Source organism: Bacillus arachidis, assembly GCF_030285945.1.
In the GTDB taxonomy this organism is placed as follows: Bacteria; Bacillota; Bacilli; order Bacillales; family Bacillaceae_G; genus Bacillus_A; species Bacillus_A arachidis.
In genome coordinates, this window is record NZ_CP127376.1 from 2336205 (window position 1) to 2356083 (window position 19879).

Sequence of the window (19879 nt, forward strand, 5' to 3'; positions counted from 1 at the left end):
ATGAAATTGAGGGATATCCATCCCAACATCAAACTTCGCCTAGCCATGCAATTTCTAGGCAGCCTGATTTCTATGGCCGTTATACCTTTTCTGGCAATCTATTTTTCTCAGAAAATCGGAGCCATTGAAACGGGTATTATTCTTATAATAATTGTGATTAGTGGAGTCATTGGAGGCTTTATCGGGGGGCATGTCTCAGACAAAATAGGTCGGAGAAAAATAATGATTTATTCTGAAATTGGTATATTGCTTTCGTATCTGTTTATAGCACTTTGTAATTCCCCCTGGTTTAACCTTCCTTATATTTCCGCAGCATTCTTTATTATCAATATGTTTTGCGGAGGAATGTTTCAGCCAGCAGCACAAGCTATGATCATTGATGTTACTAATTCTGAATCGAGAAAGCTTGTATTTACAATTAGCTACTGGTTGGGGAATTTATCAACTGCTATTGGAGGAATCATTGGGGCTTTTCTTTTTAAAAACCACTTGTTTGAGTTATTTATTGGGATTTCACTCATCTCTTTGTTATCTGTCTTCATGACCGTATTCTTCATCACAGAAACCTATACACCGGAACCTTCATCTAAGTCTTCTAATTATAAGAAAAAATTTTCATCAATAGAGATGCTTCAAACCTATTTAATCGTTTTAAAAGATAAGCTGTTTATGTTTTATATTTTCGGAGCGATCTTAATCTTTTCCTTGGAACAGTCTTTAACAAACTATATTGGGATTCGTCTTGAAAAAGATATATCCCAGCATTCAGCTTCATTGTTTGGAATAGACTTCGTGCTTGATGGCACGAAAATACTGGGTTTTCTCCGAACAGAGAATACAATTCTTGTAGTTCTCTTATCAAGTGTTGTATTATTCTTATTTAAAAAGTGGAGTGATCGCTGGACTCTAGTTACAGGGATGTTGATTTTTTCTATATGTTTTAGTGTTTTTGCTTTTACAAATAGCGTAGTATTTCTTTTTATTGCCATGTTTATTGGGACAATTGGTGAACTGATGTATGTTCCTATTAAACAGGCGATGATAGGGGAACTTGCACCACCTAACGCTCGTAGTACCTATATGGCTTTTAATAGCTTGACCTTCTACGGAGCAATGATTGTATCTTCATTGTTAATCATCGTTGGAGAGTGGATTCGCCCCATATATATGGGGGGATTGCTTCTTATTCTAGGATTAACTGGTACATCTTTGTACTACATAATAACAAAAACGTTAGACTCTAAAGTTAGTGAAAATAATGAAGGAAAAGTACCTGTTTCTTATTAAAGGATTGTTTTTCCACTAATGCATGAAAAGAACCTAACTAGAAAACGATTTTCCGCAATTGGGTGTGATTGTGGAGTAACACAGGCAGAAAATAATCAAACTTTTTTATAAAACCGAAACATAAACTTGTTGAATAGGAATCCATTTTGAACAATTTTTTTCAAAATGGATTCATTTTATCTATCATAGAATACGGGTTAACACGATATTTTTAATGGTAGAAATTTCATTGTGGATAAAAGGAGTAATTATGTTGAAAATCATTAAAAGTACAATTTTATTTGTTCTATGTTTAGTAGTTCTTAGTGGTTGTTTTACTATAGAGGGAAAAGTTGTTGGGGGGAAAGTAAAAAGTTCTTCAAATAGAATATTGGGAGACTATAGAAAGTTTACCGGTTCTGCAAGTCGAGATATGGAAGTTAAAAAGGGTGAGAATTGGGTATTTTCTTTTGATGAAACAACAAAGAAAGGAACAATAACTGCCTATGTTGTGGATTCAAATGATAATACAATACTAGAATTTAATAATGGGAAAGAGGAAAAAAATATTAAAGTAACTAAAGATGATACATATAAAGTTAAAATTAAAACAGAAGAACATGGTGGGGAATTTATAATGTCATGAAAAAAATAACAGTAGTTTTTCAAACGATCTTATTGTTATATTTTTTAGTATAGTAAAGTATCTTACATCAAGCGCAAACAAGCATACCCCCGTCCTAGATTTAGAACGGAGGTATGCTTGTTTGAGAAAGTGAATTTATTGTTGTTAGGTGAAAAAATTTATTGTTTATATGGAAGAAGTTTTACTGTAAATGTTGTTTTTTCAGCATCGCTGTATACCTCAATTGTTCCACTATGAATCTCCACAATGCTTTTGGCAATGGCCAAACCAAGCCCTGACCCTCCCGTGTATGTGGAACGGGATTTTTCGACACGATAGAAGCGTTCAAAAATATGTGGTAAATCTGTACTTGGAATAGGTTGTCCGTAATTTGTAATATCGATTGCAATCATGTTTCCGTCTTGATACGCTGTTAAGTCAATAAATTTCCCTTCATTTCCATATGTCATCGCATTCATAATTAAGTTTTCAAATACACGTACTAATTTATCTCCATCAGCGAGTACCATAAGCTTTTCTGATGGAAACGAAGGTCTACACTCAATATTGGCTTCCTGGAATTGTATACGAAATTGGACAGATAGTTGACCAAGCAGTTCAATTATATCAATAGGTACAGTGTTTAGTTGTAACTCTTTATTTTGAACACGCGTATACTCAAATAAGTCATTCATTAGCATGTTTAATCGATTTACTTTGTCATAAATAACTTGAATATAGTGGCGTAATTCTACTTCATCTCTGTAATTATCATGATGAATGAGAGTTACATAGCCAACTATAGATGTTAAAGGAGTTCGTAAGTCATGTGATACATTTGTAATGAGTTCACTTTTTGCTTGTTCGGTTTGACGTTCCTCATCAATAGAAACCTTTAATTGTTCAACAATTCGATTAACCCCATTCGCTAAGTCTTCTAAGTAATCATGCTGTAAAATGGATACTTTATGATTAAAGTTTCCGTTTGCAATGTAGCGAATCTCCTCAATCATGTTTTTTATACAAGCTTCATAGTATAATTTCTTCTCATGGCGATAAAAAAGATACACGTAGGAGGAGAAAATAGAAAACAAAAATACATAAGACACCATTATTGTCCAAAAAGATTCTTTAAGTCCCCTATATTTTTCATAGCCAATGATTCTAACAAACTCTTTACTTAACGCTGTCAATGTAAGTGAACTATCAATCACGCTTGTAACGAGTCGATATATAACAATTTCAGAAATAGGTGTAAGTAAAATAGCTAATAAAAGCCAAAAAACAATTTTCCACTTCGGAAGGACTTTTAATATAGCAAATATCTCATTTCTCAATTTTATAACCTACTCCCCAAACAGTATGGATGAGTTTTTCACCATTCGTTCTTGTTTCAAGTTTATCCCTTAAGTTGCTAATATGAACCATTACAGTTTTATTAGAACCGTAACCATCTTCATTCCAAACACGTTCAAATATTTCTTCTGAACTAAATACTCTCCCAGTATTGCTAGCAAGTAGGTATAGGATATCAAATTCAATAGATGTAAGCTTAATATATTCTCCATTCACTTTCACAGTATGATTATGCTTATGTATCTCTACAGAACGAATCCGAATAATTCCGTCTTCCTTTATTTGCGAGGCAGTATACTGGAAGGAGGATCTGCGCAATAACGCTTTAACTCTCGCAATTAATTCAAGTGGATTAAAAGGCTTAATCATATAATCATCAGCACCTGTCATAAGACCTAGAATTTTATCCATATCTTCGGCTTTTGCACTTAACATAAGAATAGGAACCGTATTTTTTTCTCTAACTTGCTGACAAACTTCTAATCCATTACGCTTTGGCATCATGATATCTAAAATCATAAGATCAATTTGATAAAGTGAGAGCATATGTAACGCTTCCTCACCATCATATGCTTTATAAATGTTGTAACCTTCATTTCGTAAATAAACGGCAAGCAATTCTACAATCTCTTTATCATCATCAATAATTAAAATATTTCTTTCCATCGTATATTTAATTCCTCTCTCTACATTTCATCATCATTAATATAATAACAAACATTTATGTGTTTGGGAGCTAAGATTATATACATAATTTCATGTAACGTATTGAAAGGATTTAAAAAACACATCACGAATAAAAATAAGAGGATGCTTTGTTACTTATGATAAATAGAATGTAAGTTTTGTTAGAAGAGAGTAACGTGTTACATAAAGAACTAGCTACATTAGAATCGAGTGAAGATTGGGAAAAAGATATAAAAAACTTTTTTATTAGAATGTATGTTTATTTTCGATGATAGAGGATGTGAGGTAATTGCGAAGAATAAAGAAATGATACGAGATTTATATAAGAAATATAAAGATTTGATTTCCTGTTATGAGCGAGAAAGTAATGATGAATTATTCAAATGAAAATAGGAGGAAGTGAAAAGTGTAATGAAACGTATTGCAATTGTATCAGCATGGGAGCCTGAGCTTACATACTTGCATCAGCATCATCCAAGTCATCGTGTAGAAAAACGAGCAGCTTGGGACTTTCATTTTCATTCTATAAATGACTTAGAAGTAATATCGGTAATTACTGGCGTTGGAAAAGTAAGCTGTGCTAGTTGCGTACAGTTATTAATAAGCGAATTTAAGCCTGAACAGTTATTTATGACAGGCATTTGTGGAAGTTTATCTGAGAAAGTAAAAAATGGTCATATTGTTGTTGCACTTAACACACTACAGCATGATGTAACGGCTGCAGGAACAGGAACAGATAGTTTCAATTTATATACTGGTAGAGCAGCTCCTATTGAAACAACAGAATATCTTGTAAGGCAAATAAAAAAAATGCGTGCTTATGATTCAGTGCATTTTGGGACTTTCATATCCGGAGATCAGCGTATTCGCAGTACGGAAATGAGATATTTACTACATACTGTTTACGGTGCAATAGCTGTTGATCAAGAAATAGCAGCTTTTGCGTATGTGTGTCATGTGAATAAAAAACCTTTTCTTTGTTTGAAAGCAGCTTCAGATCAAGCGAACGATAAAACAGTGGAAGAACAAAAAGTATTTAAAATGTTGGCATGTGAGAAAGCATGTGAATATTTAATTGCGTTTTTACGCGTTTACGAATTAACTACATCTCATCAATAATACGATGTATAAATCTATATCCTTTAAAAGGAGCCTAACTTTAGTCATGAAAATAATAAATAAAGTAGCAATTATCGGTGCAAACGGAAAGGCTGGTAAATACCTTATAACTCAAGCACTACTAGAAGGATACTTTGTCCGTATTCTCACACGAGATCCACAAAAGTTTAAAATATCGCATAAACATTTGGAAGTTGTAAAAGGAGATGCCCGCGATATTTCTGCAATACGTCGATTACTGCAAGGTTGCAATGCTGTTATTAATGCAGTGGGGCAACCTAAAAAAGAGTCATATATATTTAGCACAGTTACGAATCATATTTTAGAAGTAATGAAAGAATACGGGATCAAGCGATATATTCTTATTTCTGGAGGATCAATGGATGTACAAGAAGATACTAAAAGTTTATTAAATAAAATAGGGGCAAAGTTATTTCGTTTGTTTCTTTCGAGTATGATGAAAGATAAATACAAGGAATTACAACTAGTGCGAGATAGTAATGTGAATTGGACTATTGTAAGATTACCTTTTGTTGTAGACGGAGAAGGGACCGGTAAAATAAAAGAGAGTCTTATAGATTTACCAGGAATTAAGATTCAAAATGGAGATATTGCGCCGTTTGTTATAAAGCAAATTCAGGATGAAATGTATAGTTGGAAATGCCCATTTATTTCAAACTAGTTGGAAAGGTGGATGAAATTGTTATGATGGTTCATTATAAAAAATGTAGCGAAGTGAATATAGATTTCGTGTACGAAGCTTTTCGAGATGGTTTTTCTGATTACATCATAAAGATGGAAGTTTCAAAAGAAGATTTTATAAAAAGATTCTTCGGTCCGGAAGGAAATAAACTTGAGTATTCTTATATAGCGTTGGATGAAAATAAACCAATTGGAGTTATACTTGGTGGAATTAAAGAATATGAAAGTATGAAAACAATGCGATGTGGCGCATTAGCGGTTCATCCGGACTATCGTGGGGTTGGCGTTAGTCATAAATTATTTGAATTTCATAAAGAAAAAGCGATAAAAAATGGATGTCAGCAACTTTTTCTTGAAGTCATTGTCGGTAATGATAGAGCGATTCAATTTTATACGAAGTTAGGGTATGAAAAAGTATATGATCTGTCTTACTATAATTTGAGGGACACTTCTATTTTGACAAGTAAGAGTGTCCAAAATATAGAAATAAAGCAAATTAAGTTTGGCGAATTTCAAAACGGTATACAAAAATGGTTAAACTTCCATATAAATTGGCAAAATGATATCGAGTATATGGAGAAAACTGAAAATAATACGTATTATGGAGCTTATATTAACGATGATTTAAAAGGATGTATATGTGTTGGTGACAATGGTAAGATAAGTTTATTATTTGTTGATAAAAAATATAGAAGAATTAGAGTCGCTACAAGTCTATTACAAACTGTAAGCAAAGAATTACAGCTTTCCAGTCTTTCTATTGGATTCCCTAATAATGCTTTACTTGAAGGATTTGTAAAAAAGTGTGGATTCGAGAAAAGTTCGTTGGCTCAGTATGAAATGTATTATACATTATAACCGATAGAGTGGAAATAGAGAAAATCTGTGATTTTAAATGGAGGTATGACAATGTTAGCTTTAATAGAAAAAGTAGATAATGGATATGTAGCTCAATTTAATCGTCCGTTACATTATTCAGTAGAGCAAGTTTGGGCTGTATTAACAGAAAATGAAAAGTTAAAAAGATGGATGCCGAATCTTTACATAGAAGATTTGCGACAAGGAGGTAAGATAAAATTTGATATGATGGATGGTTCTGGAGAATTTATTAATATTGATATTTTGCGATGTCAAATAAATTCTGTATTAGAGTTCACATGGGGGGAAGATCGAGTTCGATTTGAGATACATAAAGATCAAGAAAATTGTTTATTAATATTAAAAGAGTTTATCCAAGAAATAAATGATCATACACCAAAAGATTTATCTGGGTGGCATGTATGCTTAGAAATTTTTTCTTCTGTATTAGATGATCGTGAAATGGAGTTTCCAAAAGAAGAGTGGGAAAGATGGTATAAGAGATATGAATTAGTAATGGATAAAATCAAAAATGAGAGAGTAAATTAATTGTATTATTATATAATAATTTCATATTAAAAAAGCGCATATACGACAGAAAGAACATTGTGCTAATATTGATATTTGAGTAGGGGATAATGTGCAGTTTGAGAATATAGTAGGAGGATAATATTGACGAAGAGTATACCGATATTTTTTATCCTATGTATCTTTGTTATCATTATTATAAATATTAAAGGGAATAATAAGAAGAAAAACGATACGAATCCATCTCTACTGTGTATAGAGAGTGCTAAGTACATAAATTCAGTGGTACTATCTCAAGATAAGCAGCCTCTACCAAATATTAAAGTTTATGAAGAGGCTATTAGTGAAAAAGAGCTTGCAGTTACAAATTCAAAAGGAGAGTTGAAATTTACGACCGGTGTTTGTAGTAAAGTTACTTTAATATTTATTACCCAAAATGGAGATATATTTACAAAGAAATATGATAGAAATAATATACCTGAAATTATTCAGTTGGATTAGCATAGCTTAAAAATAATAAGATCACTATAATTTTATTATGTAAACATATAACGGATTAAATAAGACTCTGATTTTGAAATTACTTTTTCAAAATTAGAGTCTTTTATTTAGTAGAGATAAGTTAATGCCGTACAAGGTTTTCTTAATTATTTACAGTATCTCTAGTAACTTTAATTCCTCTTCTACAAAATCTATTACTTCTTTTATTGTTTTACTAGAAAAATCAAATTGGATTCCAGCGGCTTCATATATTTCTTTTACAGATTTAGAACTACCTAAAGATAATGCCTTTTTATAGTTTTGCAATGTTTGCTGAGGGTTTTCTTTATACTGTTTATACATTTGTAAGGCGCCGATTTGTGCGATTGCATATTCGATATAATAGAAGGGCACCTCAAAAATATGTAGGACAGATAACCATTGTGCGACGATCCAACTTTCATGCCCATTTATATTTACTACGCTTGAATTATATGTTGTAGAGAGCTCTAAAAACTTAGCATTTCTTTCTTCAGCGGTATGATTTGGATTCTCATACAACCAGTGTTGAAATTGATCGATGATAAGCGTAATGGGTATATACTCTATAATTTGTGTTAATTGCTCTTGTTTAGCTTGTTTGAGTTCTTCTTTATTACTATAAAAAACATCCCATTTATCCATTGTAAATAGTTCCATTGTCATACTCGCTAATTCAGCAGTTTCCATTGGTAAATGCTGATATTGGTGTATTAAAATATCTTTCATTAAATCGTGATGAATACAGTGACCCATCTCATGTAAGAAAACAACAACATCATCTTGTGTTGTTGTTAAATTCATAAAAATAAACGATAACTTAGATGAAGGTAAATATTCACAAAATCCACCTGGTGCTTTTCCTTTTCTGCTTTCCAAATCTAGATTGGTATGCATTTTTTCTAGAAGAGCTGAAAAACTCGAATCAATTTTCGTAAAAATTGTTTTACTTTTTTCTATTAATTCATTTTCACTTTTTACAGGCTGTAAAGGCTTATGCTCTATAGGTACAGCATGTATATCCCACGGACGTAATGTATCTACTTGAAGCTTTCCTTGTAGTTCCTTATGTATTTTTTCTTGCAACGGCACAACGTATTTACGAATAGATTCAGCGAACGCATTGCATTGCTCGACAGTGTAATCAAAACGCTCGTATTTTTTAAACATGTAGTCACGATAATTCGTTAAACCAACATTCCTAGCTTTTTTTGTTCGAAGTATAATTAACTGGTTTAAGATTTCTTGAATTTCATTCTCTACGGATAGAAATTTTTCAGAGATAGCAGTCATCGCTTTTTGACGAACATTTCGATCTGGGTCTTTTAGATATACCCTTAATTCAGAAATGTTTACTTCTTCACCATTCCATATAGAAGTGAGGTTGCCTGTGATTTCAAAATATTTTGTGATTAACTCATCTTCAGTAACTTCTAGACTAATATTTTCTTCGTTAAAGAGTTCTATCGTATTTTTAATCTTTGTATCTAAGAATCCAAACTGAGAAGAATTTAATTGTAAACGGTAGGGTGATTCATAATATTTTTGATCTAATAGACTTTTATAACGTTTTAATATAGGCTGTACGTGTTTTTGATCAAAGTCAAAAGTTTCTTTTGCCTCTATATTATTCGTATTTTGTTGAAAGGCAATATAATGTTGCATGAATTGTTCATTGATAGAATTTAAAGTCTGTGATTGTTGTATTAACCAATTCTCAAGTTCTTGACTAGAAGATATTGAGACGTTTACTAGTATATCCAATTCTTTTATTAATTCATCTATATTACTAATATTGATAGGTATTGCCTGCTGCATGAAATATCCCTCACTTTTTTATTTACTAATAGAGGTATTCTATTCTTTTATACGAATTCCTTTTTAACCAGGAAGTTCATACTTACTACACCAAGAATAATACTCCTGTAGTAATTGTAATTAATGTAGATAGATTGTTAAAGACACTTATTTCAGCTACTTTAATATAAGAAATATTCCGCTTGTAACTGTTAAAGCTAATTTCACAAATATAAATGAAAATTCGGTAATTAATGTATATAATGATACAGCTATCTACGCTTTAGTTGTATTTTTCATTATTTCACCCCATTTAATCAATTTATTACCGGCCATATGCATATGGTAATCTTTCTGAGTCGATGCTACAATGTGAACAAATACAGACTGTACCGGTACGCAATAAACAAGAGGTGTAATCATGTATAAATATTTAAAGGTACTAAATGATTTAGAAAATATGATTCAAAAGGAAGAAATACAAGAAGGGAAGAAACTACCATCTATACGTTCACTTGTGACGCAATATGGATGTAACAAAGCAACAATCATACGTGCGCTTCATGAATTAGAGAAGCGTCATATTATTTATTCCGTACCTCAAAGTGGATATTATGTAGTGAAGAGAATGGGGATTTATGAGGAGGATGAAACGGAGAATATTGATTTTGCATCTTCAGCTCCAGACCCTGATGTATTTCCTTATTTAGATTTTCAACATTGTATTAATAAAGCGATTGATACGTATAAGAATCATTTGTTTATATACGGTACACCCAAAGGGTTACCATCGTTAATTTCAGTTGTGCAAAAACAATTAGTAAACTATCAAATTTTCACAAAAGAAGAAAACATCTTTATTACTTCGGGAGTTCAGCAAGCTCTCGCTATATTAACTTCTATACCCTTTCCAAATCAAAATGAAACAGTACTTATTGAACAGCCAAGTTATCATTTATACATTGAATACTTAGAAACAAATCGAACCCCTGTAATTGGTATAAAACGTACTGCTGAAGGTATTGATTTAATTGAGTTAGAAAGAATATTCCGAACGGGAAAAATTAAATTTTTTTATACAATTCCAAGGTTTCACAATCCACTTGGCACTTCATATTCTAAGAAAGAAAAAGAAAAGATTATTTCTCTCGCAAGAAAATACAATGTATTTATAGTAGAAGATGATTATTTAGCAGATTTAGAACAAAATTCGAAGACAGGCCCACTATATAGTTACGATAATTCTTCACATGTAATCTATCTAAAAAGTTATTCAAAGATTGTTTTCCCTGGATTACGTGTAGGCGTGGCAGTTATTCCTCCTTCTATTGCAGCGTTGTTTCATAAATATAAAAAGCTATTAGATATTGATAGTTCGATGATTTCCCAAGCTGCGTTAGAAATTTACATAAAAAGTGGGATGTTTGAACGACACAAGCAAAAAATTCAATCATCTTACTATGCTAGATCTAAAGTGCTATCAGAAACATTAGAAGAAGTTTATAAAGAAAATCAACATTTGTTTACATATAAAGGTGAAAACAATATAGGAATACATACGTGCTTATCATTACATAAAGGTATTGCTAAGGAAACACTTATTAAAAGCCTAAGACAAAATCAAATATTTATTGATGCTATTGATAAAAATTATTTGTCTTCTTTCCATAAGGAAACACTTTTAAAACTAAATGTATCAAATGTGAAAGAAGATAAAATCGCGGTAGGAATTCATAGAGTAATCGAGGAGATGAAACGAGTAAGTCGTGTAGATTTCCATTTTAAGAAAGGCTAATTCTTTATATAGGAGGCTTAGTATGAAGAAAAACGTAATAGTCTTGTTGATATGTATGGTCGTAGGAATCGGAACGATAGCAATTGTGATATATAATAAGAAAAGTGAACAATGTATAGCAGTTGCTATTCAAATAAAATCCGTTGTTGTAGATCATAACAACATGCCTTTAGCAAATGTTAAAGTTTATGAGGGTTCAATTACAAATAAGGAACGTGCTATTTCAAATTCACAAGGTGAATTTGATTTTTATTCTGGTGTTTGTGGTAAGGTTACTTTACAATTGGTTACTCCAGATGGAGAGAGCTATACGCAAAAATATGATAGAGAAAATGTACCTAAATTAATTCAATTGGAAAATGAACATTGAGGAGAATAATATGAAACCATTACAAGGAAAAGTGGCAGTAGTTGCAGGAGCAACACGTGGTGCTGGAAGAGGAATAGCGATGATGCTAGGTGAAGCCGGAGCGACTGTATATGTAACAGGGAGAAGTACAAGGGGAAATTTATCATCAATGGGAAGAACGGAAACAATTGAAGAAACAGCAGAACTCGTTACAAAACAAGGCGGAAAAGGAATTGCCGTTCGTGTGGATCATACAGTAGAAGCAGATATTAAAGCACTATTTAATAGAATCCAAGAAGAACAAAACGGAAAACTTGATATTTTAGTAAATGATGTTTGGGGCGGCGATCCGCTTACTGAATGGGAAAAAGATTTTTGGGAGCATGATTTACATAACGGCTTGCTTATGCAACAACGTGCTGTCCATTCACATATGATGACAAGTTATTATGGTGTTCCGCTTATGGTGAAAAATAAGAAAGGACTTGTTATTGAAATTACAGATGGGATTGATTATCAATACCGCGGTAATTTATATTATAGCTTAGCGAAAATCTCAACAATTCACTTAGCAGAAGCGATGGCAAAAGATTTAGAGAAACATGGTATTACTGCAGTTGCGGTAAGTCCTGGCTTTCTCCGTTCTGAAGCAATGTTAGATTTATTTGGTGTGACTGAGGAAAATTGGCAAGAAGGTGTAAAGGAAGATCCTCACTTTATCGCATCTGAAACACCTTTCTTTGTAGGAAGAGCAATTGCTGCTTTAGCAAGTGATTCAAACGTTCATAATAAAACAGGGAAAGCGCTTAGTTCATGGGAGTTGGCGAGGGAATATGGGTTTAAAGATATTGACGGAAGACAACCTGATTGGGGAAAATATTTCGAAGAGAATGTGTTAAAAGAACAATGAGTATTATATAAAATTAAAAGAAGGCTAAGAACCCTTTATAAATCGGTTTTAAGTCTTCTTTTTTGTTACTACAATCCTTGCTGATTAAATAGCTTCCTTTTTTATGTTCACATTCCTTTTATAGTTAAAACGAACAAGCTATTTTTTTGTCTAATGAATAATATATGGCATCAAATAAATAAGGAAGTGAATCACACATTGTCCCAATGTTTTATTGCTAAATTAGGAGGCCGGGAGGAAGTGCCCTCTGTTTGTACAAATGCTTTTGGAATAGCACAATTTAGAATTAATGATGATTTTACGATACTTCCATTCAAACTGGTAGTGCATGATATAGAACGAGTGACTGCTGCTCATATTCATTTAGGAGAGAGAGTAGAAAATGGTCCAGTTGTTGTTTTTCTATTTGGTCCGGTTACACGAGGAATTAGTGTAGATAGAGGAGTGGTAACAGGAACGATTACAGAATCTGATCTTGTGGGTCCTTTACAGGGAATATCATTACTGGATCTCGTAAGAAAGATGGGTGCTGGTAATACTTATGTAAACGTTCATACGGAAAAACATCCAAATGGAGAAATTAGAGGACAGATAAAAAGATTTTAAAATTTCTTAACTGTATATTGTTAGTGCAGAATATAATTCCCTATTTTTTCTTATAAGTATGATGACAAAAACCTTTAGACATAATTATGACTAAAGGTTTTTAATGTGGGGAAATGTATACAGGACCAACAATTTTAAAGGAGGTTAAGTTCATGGAAGATAATAAAAAATCGATCCTTGCTTTTATCGTGTTAGTTTTAGGTTTAGTGTTTTTTGTTGGAGGTATGGTTTATAGCTTGTGGGGACCATTTTAAATTTGTTCGTGACTAACTGACCCTGGGTAATCCAGTCATAAATTCCTTTTTATTAGTTAGGTTAAGTTATATATTTCGAACATAAAGGAGAACATTAGCAATGAATTATATACTATTTAAAGCGATAAATGGTCTTGCTAGACGAGGAACTACTATGGATACGATAATGATTTTTATCTCACAGAAGACTCGATATTTATACCTTTTCATATTAATATGTATGTGGTTTAGAAACAATTTCTACAAAAAAATTATTTTGTATGCAGGAATTTCAGCAGGAGTCACTTTAATTATAAACCGTATCATCCAAATTTTTTATTTTAAACCTCGTCCTTTTATTGTTCATCGAATTCGTTTGCTTATTCCATCAAAAAATAATTCTTCATTCCCAAGTAAACATACTGCTTTAGCTTCTGCTGTAGCAACTTCCGTTTTACTTCATGAACGTTGCATGGGCTCTATTATGTGGTTATTAGCAGTTTTGACAGGTTTTTCACGTGTTTGGGTAGGGCATCATTATCCATTTGACATAATTGGTAGTGCTGTTATAGGTAGTCTAACAAGCATTGTTATTGATAAAAATACATATACGTTTCAATCTTTTATTACTTGGATTATAAAGATGTATTCATCGTTTACAAAATTATTTAAATGAAAAGAAGCAGCAACTCTCCTTTATTATTCTCAAAAATTATACCCGATATAAAGAGAACATCCACTTCTTTTTGTGAAATTTGAAACAATCTAGTAAATAGATGAGGAGAAATAGGAATTGACTAGGATAACTAAAAACTAGGCACGGCTAGTATATACTTGTTTTTAGTTTTTATGTGCTGTGTGAACAATAAAGAACTGGATCAATGGTAATGCTATTTATTAATTACCATTAAAGGAATGGATTGTTGATGAATATTTTTTTTGAAAGCACAATTTTAATTGTTACGGGTATCCTTGCGTTAAAATTAACCGGAAGTAAATCTGTTAGTCAGATGACACGGGCTGAGATTATTATTGTTGTCTCCATTGCGCGTATTATTGTAGAGCCGGTATTAAGTAGGAAAGTAGGGCCATCAATCCTTGCTGCTTGTATATTTTCAGGCATTTTACTTGTTATTCATTATGTAGAAGTGAAATCAAGGGGGATGGAAAAATTTTTAAATGGTAATAGCATTGTTATTGTTGAGGATGGAGAAATTTTGAAAAATAATTTGAGACGTACGAAAATAACAGAACAGCAATTACTTATGTATTTAAGAGAACAGGGAATTCATGATATAACAACATTACAGCAAGCAACAGCAGAACCGAACGGTCGCATCGGATATCAATTAACAGCTGGTGCGCAGCCGGTTACATGTGAAATGTTAGAAAAGATGTTGCATCAATACAACCTGAAAAAATAGTTAATATGGGGTATATTAACTATTTTTTATTATTTTAAGGAATGTAGTAATACGTTATGAAGTCTTTTTAACCCAATCAACATGTCTTTTTCATTCAACATGGAGTAACTAATTCGTAAATAGTTATAGTTTGATTCATGATTCAAAATACAGGCCGTTCCTGGTAGGAATGAAACATTCACTTCATTTGCTTTTTTCAGTAGCATAAAAATATCAATTGAATTCGGAAGTGCTCCCCATAAATTAAAGCCACCTAGAGGTTGTTGAAAATAAACTTCTCCTGTTTGAAAAGTTAATATTTCTAGTGTTGTATCACGTCTTACTTGTAAAGCAGTACGCAATTTTTCTAAATGGTTTTTCATTCTTTCTGCTCGTAAAAATGGAAGAAGTGCTTTTTGTGTCAATAATGGACTGCCTATATCCATCGAAGCTTTCACAGCATATAACCATTCGAAAATAGGACCTTCTGCAGCTAATGCTGCAATACGAAGGCCTGGTGCTAATGTTTTACTGAATCCTTTTAAGTATATAACATGTCCGTTTGCATCAAAGGTTTTAAGTGGAGCTGGAATTTTAGCACCCTCAAAATATATTTCTCCAAAAGAATCATCTTCAATTATAAAGAAATGATATAGCTCCGCTAGTTCTACAAGTTCCATTCGTCTTCTTTTACTCATAACAGTACCTGTAGGGTTTTGAAAAGTAGGATTTACATAAATTAAAGTCGGCTTCTTTTTTTGACAAACTTCATCGATTAAATCAGAACTAATCCCTTGTTCATCAAGCTCAATTGGGATGATTTGAACCCCTTTATTTATAAATACATCGATTGCTGCACCATAGCACGGGCTCTCTATTATAACTGTGTCACCTGGTTTTAATAATGTTTGAGCAATTAAATCAATTCCTTGCTGAGCACCACTTGTAATTAATAAAGTAGAAGGGTCTACAGATAGTTTTTGATAATCCTTTAAATATCTTGCAATTTCTATTCGAAGCTCTTCATCTCCTTGAACTGATCCATAAGTTGCCAATATCATTTGATTGTCCGCTATTATTTTTTGCATTTCACCCGAAAGAAAAGGATTAGGTAAAAGCCGAGGATAAAGAATAGCTTGTGAAAAATCATAATGCTTTCTATGTTGATTCATTCCATATTGAGATCGCATGACATTGATTGATTTTCTATGCTGCCAATCATATGGCTTCGGCTGATTTTTCCGATTTATCGGTTTATGTATATACACACCTTTTCCTTGCTGAATATATACATATCCTTTCGTTTCTAACTTTTTATAGGCTTTACGAACGGTTAATATGCTTATCTGTAAATCATCCGCCATAGAGCGTAATGAAGGTAAAAAATCCCCATTTGATAGCATTCCACTTTGAATCCGCTCAACGATTTGCATATAAATTTGTTGATAGAATGGTATGTTAGATTCTTTCTGCAGTATAATCTTCATCAGCTCACCTAAGTTTCTTTTTAATTTAATTAAATCTAAAAACATATGCAGAAGCAACTATAGATTTATCAAACTGTTATACGCCTTGATATACTGTTATACACTGTTTCCTCTATACTCATTTCAAGAATACAAAGGAGGAAATGAAATGGTCATTTTTAATTATATTTTAATTTGTATAATTTTTGGGACAACATTTTTAACAATTAAAATTGGGATTGAAGCGGGGACGCCACCATTATTCTCGGCGGGAATTCGTTTCTTTTTGGCAGGCGTTATTCTCATTATCATATTTTCCTTAAAACGGAAACATGTCATGCCATACTTGTTATCAAAAAAAATTATGTACGCTGGTTTTTGTTTAACCTTTATGACATTTGCAACGTTATACTGGGCAGAACAGTATATTTCTTCTGGATTAGCAGCTATTCTTTCTGCGACAGGGCCAATGATGATTTTGTTATTACAAGTGAAAAGAAATAAAACAAAATTACAAAGGGAACAACTTCTTGCACTAATCATAGCGATTAGTGGAGTTGTTTGTATTTCCTTACCAGGTATGCATCAACATTTCACTTTTATATGGAGTATTGCTTGTTTTGTTATATTAATAGGAGAATTGTTTTATGCAATAGGCTCCATTTATTCAAAAGAAATACTTTCAGATTTGCCAAAAGTATCGCCATTTCTTATTAACGGAATCCAAATGTTTTACGGTGGAGTTTTTCTGTTGATTACTTCTATTTTTACAGAACAGCCAAATCTAGCTATGTTAACAACTTGGAGTGTACAATGGCCCATTTTGTATCTCATATTTATTGGATCAATTGGTGGCCATGGACTCTATTATTGGCTCTTATCGAAAACAAATCCAGTTTTCCCATCAACTTGGCTGTATGTATCCCCATTAATTGCTGTTATTACAGGATACGTATTTTTAGGGGAACCAATTAATCCGTTAATGGGAATCGGAGCATGTCTCATCTTGATTGGTGTATTTTTAGCAAATCGCTCTACACTTGAAGTGTATTTTAAACAGGGAAGATTATTTAAAAAAGAAATGTAAAATTATATTTTGGTTGTGAAATAAAAGAATATTTTATCTTAATGCGCCTAAAAATGACAGAAAAAACAAATTATTAGATAGAGTTAGAACTTTTTATATGTTATAATTATATATTGTTTTTATAAAATGGCCCTGTATATGATAGGGCTTTTTTGAGTTGTAAAGTGATAAGGGGAAAAATTATTATTCAACAAAGGGATAGGAGAGATACATGTGAAACAAGCATTAATTGTTATCGATTTGCAAGAAATCTTTTTTTCAGAAGAAAAAAACCACTTATATCAGCATGAACAATTACTTGCAAATGTGAACACAGCCATTAACTGGGCAAAAGTAAAGGAGATACCAGTAATTTTCATTCAGCATACAGATCAAAATCCATCAGATGAAATGGCGAAGGGGAAGTATGCCTGGGAATTACATAAAGGGTTGCGCCGAGAAAGTAATGATATTGTTATAGAAAAAATCACATGGGACGCCTTCTATCAAACTACTTTAGAGGAAACTTTAAAAAAATTAGGTATAGAGCAATTAATTTTTGTGGGTGCTCAAACTGAATTTTGTTTAGATACGACTATACGAATTGCCTATAGTAAGGGATATCAACATAATTTGCTAGTAAAGAGTGCGCATAGTACGTTAAATAGCAATCAACTTAGCGCCAAGCAAATTATTGACCATCATGAGTCTGTATGGAATAACCGTTTTGTGCAAATGCAGCCGCTTGATTTATATAAGTGATGAGAGAAATCATGAAGCTTTTCCAATCCTATTAAACAACTTGAATAAAATAGGGAAATGCTAGATGTTATGATTTCCGGTATTAAAGAAGAACCGCTAGAGAATGCAATTGCTCCTCTTGAAATTAAAGGGCAAGCGTCATTGAAAAAAGTCAGTATGTTTTTGAGCTTTAAAACAAGTACGAGGAAAATATTAATAGGAGGGGAAGTCTTATGGAGATAAAAATAGATGATTTAACCGGTACTGCAGTAAAAAAATTATTGATGGATCATCTACAAAGCATGGCACTACATTCACCCCCAGAAAGTAGGCATGCTCTAGATTTAGACGGATTGCGGAAAGAAGATATTACATTTTGGAGTGCATGGGAAGGTAATGATTTAGTTGGATGCTGCGCACTTAAAGAACTCAATAGTCAACATGGGGAAATAAAATCAATGAAAACATCTTCATTGCATTTAAGAAAAGGTATTGCCAAGCAACTTCTTCAACATATAATTGAGGAAGCAAAGCGACGTGGTTACCAGAGATTGAGTTTGGAAACAGGATCTATGGATGTCTTCAAACCGGCTAGAAGTTTGTATACAAGTATGGGATTTCAATATAGTAAACCGTTCTCGAAATATATAGCGGATCCAAATAGTGTGTTTATGGAAATGAAATTTATGTAAATGATGTAAATAACCAAAGAAATATCTGTATTTAATGAGAATGTATATCTCCTTTATTTGTAATATTGTCGTAATAATCGTAATGATAATTCTGAAAAAACAGAATTACATTCTGGTTCTAAGGGCCTTTCTAATTGTTTTGTTGGATTTTAAGGAAGAGTGAGGTAAATACTTTTAAAGCAATATAAAAAGAAAATTAGGTATCTTTCTGCGCGTTAAATTAGCATAAATAGGAATAAGTAGAGAGTTCAAATTTATTTGGATTTAAAGTGTTGTTAACCCTAATGAAACACGAATCAATCTAATCGCTTATATAATTAGATTGTAAGAGTTAATCGGAAAGAAGGGGTTACTGTGAAAGAAATGATTAGTAGTTATGAAGATGTATTGAATATGTTAGATTCATTATTACGTGAACCAACTCAATTTTGGGATGGTTTTTATTCAAATCGTGAAAAAGAAGTTCCCTTTTTTACTAATAAACCAGATGAGAATCTCGTTAATTATTTCGAAAAAAAATTACTTAGTCCAGGAAAAGTTCTTGAACTTGGATGTGGTCCAGGCAGAAATGCAATTTACTTTGCTGAAAAAGGATGCTTAGTTGATGCAGTAGATTTATCACAGAAATCCATTCAATGGGCAACCGAACGTGCAAAGGAGAAAAATGTAAATGTAAATTTTATTTATAACAATATCTTTGACTTAGAAATCAAAGAGAATACATACGATATTGTGTACGATTCAGGATGCTTTCATCATATTGCACCACACAGAAGAATGAATTATATAAATTTGGTGAAAAAGGCTTTAAAACCAGATGGTTATTTTGCAATCACTTGTTTTGTTCAAGGCGGAGAATTAGGTGGGGCAGACATAACGGATTGGGAAGTATACAAACTACAAAGTCTTAAAGGTGGATTAGGATTTACAGCTGAAAAACTTAGAGCCATTTTTAGAGACTTTTCTGAAGTAGAAATACGTAGAATGAAGGAGATAAATCAATCAAATCCAGTTTTTGGTGTCTCTGGACTGTGGACAGCTTTATTTATGAGTAAAAAGAATTAAGTGAATATAAAGTAATATCAGCGGAAGAAATATTTTTTTCAAAAAAGAAAACAAAGTCTTTCTGATAACTCAACATTCTTTTAAGTAACATAGTGA

21 protein-coding genes and 1 pseudogene are annotated in these 19879 nt (G+C 32.3%); 18 read left to right on the top strand and 4 right to left on the bottom strand.

Annotated elements, in window-relative coordinates; all coding sequences use genetic code 11:
- Positions 1-1287, top strand: coding sequence for an MFS transporter (locus QRY57_RS13465; RefSeq protein ID WP_286017712.1), 1287 nt, complete (start codon positions 1-3; stop codon positions 1285-1287).
- A gap of 250 nt (positions 1288-1537) precedes the next feature.
- Positions 1538-1912: a hypothetical protein gene (locus tag QRY57_RS13470; protein WP_286017713.1), complete on the top strand. Its 375-nt coding sequence runs from the start codon at positions 1538-1540 to the stop codon at positions 1910-1912.
- A 158-nt stretch (positions 1913-2070) separates the two neighbouring features.
- Here QRY57_RS13470 and QRY57_RS13475 read toward each other — a convergent pair whose 3' ends face one another.
- The gene (locus tag QRY57_RS13475) at positions 2071-3228 is read right to left on the bottom strand and encodes a sensor histidine kinase (RefSeq protein ID WP_286017714.1); all 1158 of its coding nucleotides are present in this window, start codon (positions 3226-3228) and stop codon (positions 2071-2073) included.
- Positions 3218-3913 carry a response regulator transcription factor gene (locus QRY57_RS13480; RefSeq protein ID WP_208017431.1) on the bottom strand — a complete coding sequence of 232 codons (696 nt, stop codon included), beginning with the start codon at positions 3911-3913 and terminating at the stop codon, positions 3218-3220. The genes QRY57_RS13475 and QRY57_RS13480 overlap by 11 nt, the downstream gene beginning before the upstream one ends.
- Positions 3914-4189: 276 nt before the next feature.
- Between QRY57_RS13480 and QRY57_RS13485 the strand changes: the two are divergent.
- The 6 genes and pseudogenes from QRY57_RS13485 to QRY57_RS13510 form a co-directional block, all read left to right on the top strand.
- Positions 4190-4321, top strand: a pseudogene (locus QRY57_RS13485) (DUF3885 domain-containing protein); the annotation flags it as partial.
- A gap of 24 nt (positions 4322-4345) precedes the next feature.
- On the top strand, positions 4346-5053 hold the full coding sequence (gene mtnN / locus QRY57_RS13490; RefSeq protein ID WP_286017715.1) for a 5'-methylthioadenosine/S-adenosylhomocysteine nucleosidase: 708 nt from the start codon (positions 4346-4348) through the stop codon (positions 5051-5053).
- Positions 5054-5099: 46 nt separating this feature from the next.
- On the top strand, positions 5100-5735 hold the full coding sequence (locus QRY57_RS13495; protein WP_090689430.1) for an SDR family oxidoreductase: 636 nt from the start codon (positions 5100-5102) through the stop codon (positions 5733-5735).
- A gap of 26 nt (positions 5736-5761) precedes the next feature.
- Positions 5762-6613 carry a GNAT family N-acetyltransferase gene (locus QRY57_RS13500; RefSeq protein WP_286017861.1) on the top strand — a complete coding sequence of 284 codons (852 nt, stop codon included), beginning with the start codon at positions 5762-5764 and terminating at the stop codon, positions 6611-6613.
- 51 nt (positions 6614-6664) lie between these two features.
- Positions 6665-7162, top strand: a complete 498-nt coding sequence (locus tag QRY57_RS13505; RefSeq protein WP_286017716.1) for an SRPBCC family protein — start codon at positions 6665-6667, stop codon at positions 7160-7162.
- 123 nt (positions 7163-7285) lie between these two features.
- A complete protein-coding gene (locus tag QRY57_RS13510) occupies positions 7286-7642 on the top strand; it encodes a hypothetical protein (RefSeq protein WP_286017717.1) in 357 nt (118 codons plus the stop codon).
- A 150-nt stretch (positions 7643-7792) separates the two neighbouring features.
- Here the strand turns inward: QRY57_RS13510 and QRY57_RS13515 are convergent, their stop codons facing one another.
- Complete coding sequence (locus tag QRY57_RS13515; RefSeq protein WP_286017718.1) at positions 7793-9478, bottom strand: M3 family oligoendopeptidase; 1686 nt, start codon at positions 9476-9478, stop codon at positions 7793-7795.
- 400 nt (positions 9479-9878) lie between these two features.
- Between QRY57_RS13515 and QRY57_RS13520 the strand changes: the two genes are divergently transcribed.
- The 6 genes from QRY57_RS13520 to QRY57_RS13545 all read left to right on the top strand — a co-directional run bounded on the left by QRY57_RS13520 (position 9879) and on the right by QRY57_RS13545 (position 14774).
- Positions 9879-11252, top strand: a complete 1374-nt coding sequence (locus tag QRY57_RS13520; RefSeq protein ID WP_286017719.1) for an aminotransferase-like domain-containing protein — start codon at positions 9879-9881, stop codon at positions 11250-11252.
- Positions 11253-11274: 22 nt separating this feature from the next.
- Positions 11275-11622, top strand: coding sequence for a hypothetical protein (locus QRY57_RS13525; protein ID WP_286017720.1), 348 nt, complete (start codon positions 11275-11277; stop codon positions 11620-11622).
- A 10-nt stretch (positions 11623-11632) separates the two neighbouring features.
- Complete coding sequence (locus tag QRY57_RS13530; protein ID WP_286017721.1) at positions 11633-12511, top strand: SDR family oxidoreductase; 879 nt, start codon at positions 11633-11635, stop codon at positions 12509-12511.
- A 153-nt stretch (positions 12512-12664) separates the two neighbouring features.
- A complete protein-coding gene (locus QRY57_RS13535) occupies positions 12665-13117 on the top strand; it encodes a CHRD domain-containing protein (protein ID WP_286017722.1) in 453 nt (150 codons plus the stop codon).
- 354 nt (positions 13118-13471) lie between these two features.
- Positions 13472-14026 (top strand): undecaprenyl-diphosphatase, encoded by a 555-nt coding sequence (locus QRY57_RS13540; protein ID WP_286017723.1) that lies wholly within the window; start codon positions 13472-13474, stop codon positions 14024-14026.
- A gap of 250 nt (positions 14027-14276) precedes the next feature.
- Positions 14277-14774: a DUF421 domain-containing protein gene (locus tag QRY57_RS13545; protein ID WP_208017442.1), complete on the top strand. Its 498-nt coding sequence runs from the start codon at positions 14277-14279 to the stop codon at positions 14772-14774.
- A gap of 29 nt (positions 14775-14803) precedes the next feature.
- Here the strand turns inward: QRY57_RS13545 and pdxR are convergent, their stop codons facing one another.
- On the bottom strand, positions 14804-16240 hold the full coding sequence (pdxR, locus tag QRY57_RS13550) for a MocR-like pyridoxine biosynthesis transcription factor PdxR (protein ID WP_286017724.1): 1437 nt from the start codon (positions 16238-16240) through the stop codon (positions 14804-14806).
- A gap of 148 nt (positions 16241-16388) precedes the next feature.
- On the opposite strand from pdxR, the gene QRY57_RS13555 reads away from it, so the two are divergent.
- The 4 genes from QRY57_RS13555 to QRY57_RS13570 all read left to right on the top strand — a co-directional run bounded on the left by QRY57_RS13555 (position 16389) and on the right by QRY57_RS13570 (position 19783).
- Positions 16389-17306, top strand: coding sequence for a DMT family transporter (locus QRY57_RS13555; protein ID WP_286017725.1), 918 nt, complete (start codon positions 16389-16391; stop codon positions 17304-17306).
- 213 nt (positions 17307-17519) lie between these two features.
- Positions 17520-18047, top strand: a complete 528-nt coding sequence (locus tag QRY57_RS13560) for an isochorismatase family protein (protein WP_286017726.1) — start codon at positions 17520-17522, stop codon at positions 18045-18047.
- A 212-nt stretch (positions 18048-18259) separates the two neighbouring features.
- The gene (locus QRY57_RS13565; RefSeq protein WP_286017727.1) at positions 18260-18718 is read left to right on the top strand and encodes a GNAT family N-acetyltransferase; all 459 of its coding nucleotides are present in this window, start codon (positions 18260-18262) and stop codon (positions 18716-18718) included.
- 354 nt (positions 18719-19072) lie between these two features.
- Positions 19073-19783, top strand: coding sequence for a class I SAM-dependent methyltransferase (locus QRY57_RS13570; RefSeq protein ID WP_286017728.1), 711 nt, complete (start codon positions 19073-19075; stop codon positions 19781-19783).
- Positions 19784-19879 lie beyond the last annotated feature (96 nt).

Bases quoted from the DNA above. Each gene is read 5' to 3' on its own strand.
- QRY57_RS13465 (WP_286017712.1), top strand. From the start codon at position 1: ATGAAATTGAGGGATATCCATCCCAACATCAAACTTCGCCTAGCCATG.
- QRY57_RS13470 (WP_286017713.1), top strand. From the start codon at position 1,538: ATGTTGAAAATCATTAAAAGTACAATTTTATTTGTTCTATGTTTAGTA.
- QRY57_RS13480 (WP_208017431.1), bottom strand. From the start codon at position 3,913: ATGGAAAGAAATATTTTAATTATTGATGATGATAAAGAGATTGTAGAA.
- mtnN (WP_286017715.1), top strand. From the start codon at position 4,346: ATGAAACGTATTGCAATTGTATCAGCATGGGAGCCTGAGCTTACATAC.
- QRY57_RS13495 (WP_090689430.1), top strand. From the start codon at position 5,100: ATGAAAATAATAAATAAAGTAGCAATTATCGGTGCAAACGGAAAGGCT.
- QRY57_RS13500 (WP_286017861.1), top strand. From the start codon at position 5,762: ATGGTTCATTATAAAAAATGTAGCGAAGTGAATATAGATTTCGTGTAC.
- QRY57_RS13505 (WP_286017716.1), top strand. From the start codon at position 6,665: ATGTTAGCTTTAATAGAAAAAGTAGATAATGGATATGTAGCTCAATTT.
- QRY57_RS13515 (WP_286017718.1), bottom strand. From the start codon at position 9,478: ATGCAGCAGGCAATACCTATCAATATTAGTAATATAGATGAATTAATA.
- QRY57_RS13520 (WP_286017719.1), top strand. From the start codon at position 9,879: ATGTATAAATATTTAAAGGTACTAAATGATTTAGAAAATATGATTCAA.
- QRY57_RS13525 (WP_286017720.1), top strand. From the start codon at position 11,275: ATGAAGAAAAACGTAATAGTCTTGTTGATATGTATGGTCGTAGGAATC.
- QRY57_RS13530 (WP_286017721.1), top strand. From the start codon at position 11,633: ATGAAACCATTACAAGGAAAAGTGGCAGTAGTTGCAGGAGCAACACGT.
- QRY57_RS13535 (WP_286017722.1), top strand. From the start codon at position 12,665: ATGAATAATATATGGCATCAAATAAATAAGGAAGTGAATCACACATTG.
- QRY57_RS13540 (WP_286017723.1), top strand. From the start codon at position 13,472: ATGAATTATATACTATTTAAAGCGATAAATGGTCTTGCTAGACGAGGA.
- QRY57_RS13545 (WP_208017442.1), top strand. From the start codon at position 14,277: ATGAATATTTTTTTTGAAAGCACAATTTTAATTGTTACGGGTATCCTT.
- pdxR (WP_286017724.1), bottom strand. From the start codon at position 16,240: ATGAAGATTATACTGCAGAAAGAATCTAACATACCATTCTATCAACAA.
- QRY57_RS13555 (WP_286017725.1), top strand. From the start codon at position 16,389: ATGGTCATTTTTAATTATATTTTAATTTGTATAATTTTTGGGACAACA.
- QRY57_RS13565 (WP_286017727.1), top strand. From the start codon at position 18,260: ATGGAGATAAAAATAGATGATTTAACCGGTACTGCAGTAAAAAAATTA.